Here is a 6,000-nt window from a genome sequence, read left to right as displayed (position 1 = left end):
CGCGCCCCGGTGAAAAGGGCCAGGATGGGCAGCCACTTGGCAGCCTCGCCTGCTCCGCCTCTGGGCCGTGTGCCTTCGGTAAAGATCGGGAAGCGGAAGATCAGGTTCAGGTCTTCCACGGAGTAGGGCAGGCGCTTCTTCTCCTTCACCTTGCCAACGTCCACCTTGATCCCTGTGGCCGGGTTATGCTCCATGTAGCCGTTCTTCACTCCCCAGTTCAGCACAGCGGACAGGGCCGCGAGACACTTCTCGTTGATGGTGCGCTCGGACAGGCGCGGAAGACTCGTGTCCTTCTCAGCCAACTTGATGAGGGCCGGGAGCTACTTGCCCCGGTAGTGCTTGGGCAGCCTGTTGATGGCTGGGCACTTGAGCATGGCGTCCTTGAACTCGCGGACGTGGGCCTTGGTGATGCCCGACAAAGGCAGGTCGCCGTGCAGTTCCTGGAAGTGTCGGACGTGGCTGGCGTAGTCGGTGACGGTGTTCTCCGGTAATGTGCGCTGCTTCTCGTCCTTCCACTTCTCGAAGAGGCCGGACAGCGTCAGCTCGCCATCTGCGGCAAGCGGCTGGGCCTTTCCAGATATGCGGACCGGGGCTGGGGGCTGGGGCGTCTCCACCAAGCGGCCCTGGTTCCGCTGCCAAAGCTCTTCTGTGGTCTTCGTCACGGCCTGGAGGACGGCGTAGGCCAGTTCCTGGTACGCCAGGCTGGCAGGGTCCAGCCGAAGGCCCAGGCGGTCCTGGTAGTCCTCCAGGAGGCCGGAGACCTTGCCGAGGTCGTTGTCGATCAGGGCGCGCTTGAGCATGTCCCGTTGCGCGTCCAACCCTTCGTCCAGGCGCTCGAAGTAGTCAGCCCCCTTGCCTTGCACCCTGGCCGCTTCATCTTCCGCCAGCATGTCGTGGCGGATCAGGGCTGCGATCCGCTGGACCTCGACTTTGGACAGCTCGAACACCGGCTGGGCCGCCAGCTTCTTTCGGACCTCGGAAAACTCCTGGTCCAGCCTCACGTACTCCAGCCGGGCCTTCTGACAGGCCGTGCTGTGGTCAGTGGTCTCAAGGCTGTGGGCGAATTCCTTCCTGGGCGCATAATAGGCCAGGAGGTCTTGCGGCACACGCCGACGGAACCACCATGCAGAAGACTCGCCACGACGATAGACGCCCGGACATTTTGCCATCGTTCCCATGCCCCTGTGGTACAGCGTTGTGGGACAGTTGGGAAGCAGGAAGTCGTTGCGATTCAAGGATTCTTGTGAAGTCGAGGGCTTGGGGAATCAATGGCGGAGAGGGTGGGATTCTCTACCATTCAGGCAATATGCTGAAATGACGTGCGTTCGCTGGCGAGTGTTTCAGGGAATGTCTCACCTCACTGTCTCACCTAGCATATGGCAGGGCTGCGCGTGTGTCCAGCTTCAATCCTTGTGGTATCTCATGGATCAGACAGCTCCAGCCCGGCCTTAGCCAAAACGCGGCTGCACAGGATTGATTTTGAGCGCCCCTGGTGGGGCGGGGCATGTCTTTGTCAGCCCGCGGGCCCAATCGTCTCCTGGGGCCTCTCAGGCGCTTTTGGGGACGCGTCCTGTTGGTACGGCTGGGGGGGGGCGATTTGGATTCTGTGTTGGGATTCGAACCCAGGTACTGATTTGTGTTGCCGACGACAATGCGAACTAGGCGATATTGGCCGTCGAATCCTGTAGATACCGTAGGCCACGTTTAACGAACTGTTCACACACTCGGTGTCAATCATGTTCTGAAGCCAAGTCGTGTTTCTTGAAGGCTTGGCAAATGGATGCGGAACAGATAAGGTATAGCAGGGTTCGAATAGGCAGACCTAACGAGGACAAGATCGATGGAAGATCAAAGACAAAAGACTCTGGCCGATCTTGCATTGGCAGGAGAATACTCAGGCATCGAGAACCGTTTAGTGCTGTCAGAAATTGAGATGCCAGATGTCTCGCCAATCAACATGAAGGGAAGTTTCCTGTACATCTCAATGAAAAGTGGACAGCCAAGCACAGAAGAATTAGCACAGTATGTTTACTACAAAATAATTGATTTTTGTGTCCCGAGGCACGTTAAAGATTCGTATTATACAAAATTTAAAGAAACGAATGATAGTCGATATATACTTGATCTCACAGACTTAGCTAGAAAATCACTTATCGCAGCAAAGAAATCACTAGATACGAGTGGTGAACCTGGTGAAATACTCCTGTTCATTATCCTTGAAGCGTTCTTAAAAGCACCACGGGCTGTATGTAAGATGAACCTGAAAACAAATAGTTCAATGCCAGTGCATGGAACTGATGCTGCGCACATAATCTTTACAAAAGAAACTGAATCATTGGAGCTGTTATGGGGAGAAGCAAAGCTATACAAGCAGATGTCGAGCGCATTAGATAGTATTTGTGAATCAATTAAGGATTTTACATCTGTACATCAATTTGGTTCACAGAGAGAGAAAGATATTCAGATAATCAGGATGCATTCAGACGTTAACGATGAATCAATTCGCCAGCATCTACTCAATTATTTTGATCCGTATACTGCGCAATCAAATAATGTGTCAGAAAGGTATTGTTGTTTCGTCGGATTTGATTCTTCTTTGTATGATAATATGGTTAAGTACACAGAAGAAGAAGCGATTAACAAATTTTTGGAAAAGTATCGTAGCAGGGTCGAAACTGCGTGTGGACTCTTCAAAACTAAAATAATTGAATCAAAAATTGAACGTTTAAGGTACTATTGTATATTACTACCTTTTGATAGCGTGGAATCGTTCAGAAAGTCGTTTTATCAATTCCTTGGGGTTGGCTATGACGCTTAGCGATCAGCTTTGTTCCAGGATATGGGATAATGAACAGTTTCATGGTGAAATGAAGACTGTTTATTGCCAATCGATTGCCTACGGCTTTGGATATCAAGGTGAGGTTAAAGACACTGATTCTATAGGAAGGCTTTTGCAATGTGCAACTGCATTGGCTGCTTCAGGTAGCCACGTTCATAGAAGAGCGGCTTACGAAATTTGTATTTCATGTTGGAATATTGTTAACTCTTGCGAGAAATTGTCAAATGAGTATGATGTTAGTTCTGTCGCATCAATAGTAGCGCTAATACTCGGAAGGTTGGGGAATTTTCCCGCTCTTGGGCACTTTAACAATCATGTGCTTGGAGGAACACATTTGCATATTCCGTTCACGCTCGCTGTAGAAAATGAAACTCATAAATTAATAAATTCAATTAAAATCAATCCTGATAGCGTAATTACAGCAACCGATTTGCAAAAAATGTTATGGGATGCTCTCCAAAACTACAAATCAATCTCAGTTAGTGCCCCAACTTCTGCGGGAAAAAGTTTCATTCTACAGCATTTCATTGTTAGCTCATTTGTCAGCAAAGCGTGTGAAAGGGCTTTATACATTGTCCCTACGCGTGCATTAATATCACAAGTTATTTCAGACATTCAAAGTATTGTTGGCGAATATCACGATATTGATATTGACGTTTCTGAAGTTCCATTTGATCCAGAAGAATCTAAAGCAACATTATATGTCTTAACGCAAGAGCGTGTTCAGCTTTTGCTTGAAGCGACAAGTAAGTCGTTTCAGCTTGTTATTGCAGATGAGATTCAAAACATAAATGATCCAAGCAGAGGGGTAATATTACAAGCAGCTATTGAAAATTTGATTGATAGAAACCCTGATGCGCGAATTGTATTCGGTGCTCCATTCGCAAAAGGTATATCAAAACTACACAATTTTTTTAACTTAAACAGAAAGACATCGGGCTCAATAACATCACACGATGCCGCTGTAATTCAAAACTTAATATTGCTCAATGTTGACCCGATCCTAACGACACAGGTTGCTGTTAGAGCATATCATGAAGGGTTAATCTCGGATGAGATTTGTAAAATTAACATCGGCACTGAGTTGATTTCTGAAGATCAAACGATAGCTAACGTTGCACACTATATCGGACATGAAGCAATTAACATCGTGTACGGTAGTGAGCAAGCAAAATGTGAAAAAATCGCAACCCATATCTCTGATATTTCAGTGATTACAGATGATGATTTTACTTCTGTCGATCCAGAGATTGTAGAGTTTAGCAAGTTTATAAAAAGAGAGATACATTCTGACTACAGGCTAGCAAAAGAAATTTTGCACGGTGTAGCTTTTCACTACGGTGGGCTACCTGCATTTCTTCGTAAAGGTGTTGAAAGCTTATTCTCGCGTGGAAAATTACGTTATCTAGTTTGTACTAGCACTTTATTGCAGGGAGTTAACCTGCCAGCACAGAATATTTTCATGCTAAATCCGACTAAGGGGAAAGTTGCAGGAAAAAAAATACCAATTACATCCGCTGAATTCTGGAACCTTGCTGGTCGTGCTGGTCGACTCACTAAGGATTTTGAAGGTAATGTTTATATGCTGAATGTTAATGAATGGTTATTCAAGCTTGATGTTGATGATAAGGCAACATCAACTGAACCAGCTCTTGTCAACTACGTTACAGAAAGAAGGCAAGATCTTTTGAATTACATCGATTCTGACTCTCAGCCGTCTGGTGATAAAGCTACGGCAGGGCTAGAGAATGCATTCATGAAATTGTTTTATGATTTTTCGAAGGGCAGACTTGATCGATCGTTACCACAAAATACAGAGGATCAAGTCGAATTCTTCAATCAAGTTTTATCTCGTTTTGAGAAAATACGGTCACGATGTACATTGCCGTTTGATATTATTCAAAAGAACCAAAGTGTTTCTGTTTTTGTCCAAGTTGCGCTATATGATTATTTTTTAAAATCATTAAACAATCCCAAAAAAGGCCCACGGTATTTAATCCCTCAGCATCCATTAAGACCATGGAAGTCGATTGTTGAGCAATACGTTTCATTGTTCAGACGTATAAATATGAAATTCAAAAAACTTCCTTATCAGAATAGGCAATGCGAATATTTGGCGAAATTCGCTTTAATATGGATGCGCGGTACTTCATACTCATCGATGCTCGGTTTCAGAATTGCTCGTAGAAATACAGAGCTTGTTCGTAAGAAAGCTGATCCGAATACTGTTGCAAGAGAACTATTTAAGGAAATCGAGACTGATCTACGTTTTACGTATGTAAAGTTTACTAAATGTTATAGTGATATTTTGGCATTCGCCCTTGTCCAGACTGGTAATACGGAGTATCTTGGATCGCTCCCACCGCTTCATTTGTTTCTTGAGTTAGGTGCATGCTCTCAGACAATGATTTCTATCATAGGGCATGGAATTTCTAGGACAAGCGCATTCTTGTTGTCCAAAACTGCTCCAAGATCTGACATGGACAGCGCTGAATCTTATCGATGGCTTAAATCTACTGGGTTAAGTAAGTTTGATTTACCAACTGCTGTCATTTCTGAAGTTCAATCAGTCCTACGTTGAGTCCGTAATGCGATAATTGTTCCGCCTTCGGTAATACCGTTTAACATCGAGCTGTACGTGTGATGCTATTCAGGGTGTTGTTCGCTGTACCAACTTATTTGAAAATTTATTCATAATTCTGTCCGACACCCTTGACTCTCAAAGGGGCGCTGCGCCCCCAGTGGCCTCTGCGAATCCTTCTTGGCGCTGCTGAGTGGCGCATGCCCGCTCCATTTCTTTGTTGCTGCCTGAGCGCCGTGGTGGCCTCTGTCCTTCCTGGGTTGTGAAGTTCCCTGCTTGGGGTTGCTTAAGCGCGCCCTGGGGGGCTCCTGGCGCGTTTTGTGACGATGTCGGGGAAGCTCTTGGTGCGAGTTGGCGCAGGCATTCGCCCATTCGGTTACTATTCTGCTTGTGATGGGGCGTGGCGGCTTCTTGTCTGTTTTGGTGGCCCTTGCCCCCTAGTATCCTTGGGCGCGTCCTTGGGTATCCTGGCGCGATGTGTGGGACCCCAAGGCCAGGCGGGGCCGCTGGTATCGGTTCCCTTCGTCCCGTTGGTCCGGCTTGGCAGACTTTACGGGTAGCTCCTCTCACGAAGAGCGAG

4 protein-coding genes are annotated in these 6,000 nt (G+C 46.8%); 2 read left to right on the top strand and 2 right to left on the bottom strand.

The window, feature by feature from the left end; all coding sequences use genetic code 11:
- Together Q8O35_RS01985 and Q8O35_RS01980 are read right to left on the bottom strand one after the other, a co-directional pair.
- Nucleotides 1–302 (bottom strand): hypothetical protein (locus tag Q8O35_RS01985; protein ID WP_305570022.1); only part of this gene is annotated, 302 nt, incomplete at its 3' end.
- Nucleotides 303–320: 18 nt separating this feature from the next.
- Nucleotides 321–1,178 carry a DUF6538 domain-containing protein gene (locus tag Q8O35_RS01980; RefSeq protein WP_305570020.1) on the bottom strand — a complete coding sequence of 286 codons (858 nt, stop codon included), beginning with the start codon at nt 1,176–1,178 and terminating at the stop codon, nt 321–323.
- A gap of 662 nt (nt 1,179–1,840) precedes the next feature.
- On the opposite strand from Q8O35_RS01980, the gene Q8O35_RS01975 reads away from it, so the two are divergent.
- Nucleotides 1,841–2,818 (top strand): DUF1837 domain-containing protein, encoded by a 978-nt coding sequence (locus Q8O35_RS01975; protein WP_305570018.1) that lies wholly within the window; start codon nt 1,841–1,843, stop codon nt 2,816–2,818.
- Nucleotides 2,808–5,420 (top strand): DEAD/DEAH box helicase, encoded by a 2,613-nt coding sequence (locus Q8O35_RS01970; RefSeq protein WP_305570016.1) that lies wholly within the window; start codon nt 2,808–2,810, stop codon nt 5,418–5,420. Before Q8O35_RS01975 ends, Q8O35_RS01970 begins: the two co-directional genes overlap by 11 nt.
- Nucleotides 5,421–6,000 lie beyond the last annotated feature (580 nt).

Source organism: Humidesulfovibrio sp., from assembly GCF_030689645.1.
GTDB lineage: Bacteria > Desulfobacterota > Desulfovibrionia > Desulfovibrionales > Desulfovibrionaceae > Humidesulfovibrio.
Note: the sequence above shows the minus strand (reverse complement) of the source record. Positions and strands in the feature narration are given on the sequence as shown.

What these genes read in the sequence shown, in the direction of transcription:
- Q8O35_RS01980 (WP_305570020.1), bottom strand. Translation starts at nt 1,178, where the DNA reads ATGGGAACGATGGCAAAATGTCCGGGCGTCTATCGTCGTGGCGAGTCT.
- Q8O35_RS01970 (WP_305570016.1), top strand. Translation starts at nt 2,808, where the DNA reads ATGACGCTTAGCGATCAGCTTTGTTCCAGGATATGGGATAATGAACAG.
- Q8O35_RS01975 (WP_305570018.1), top strand. Translation starts at nt 1,841, where the DNA reads ATGGAAGATCAAAGACAAAAGACTCTGGCCGATCTTGCATTGGCAGGA.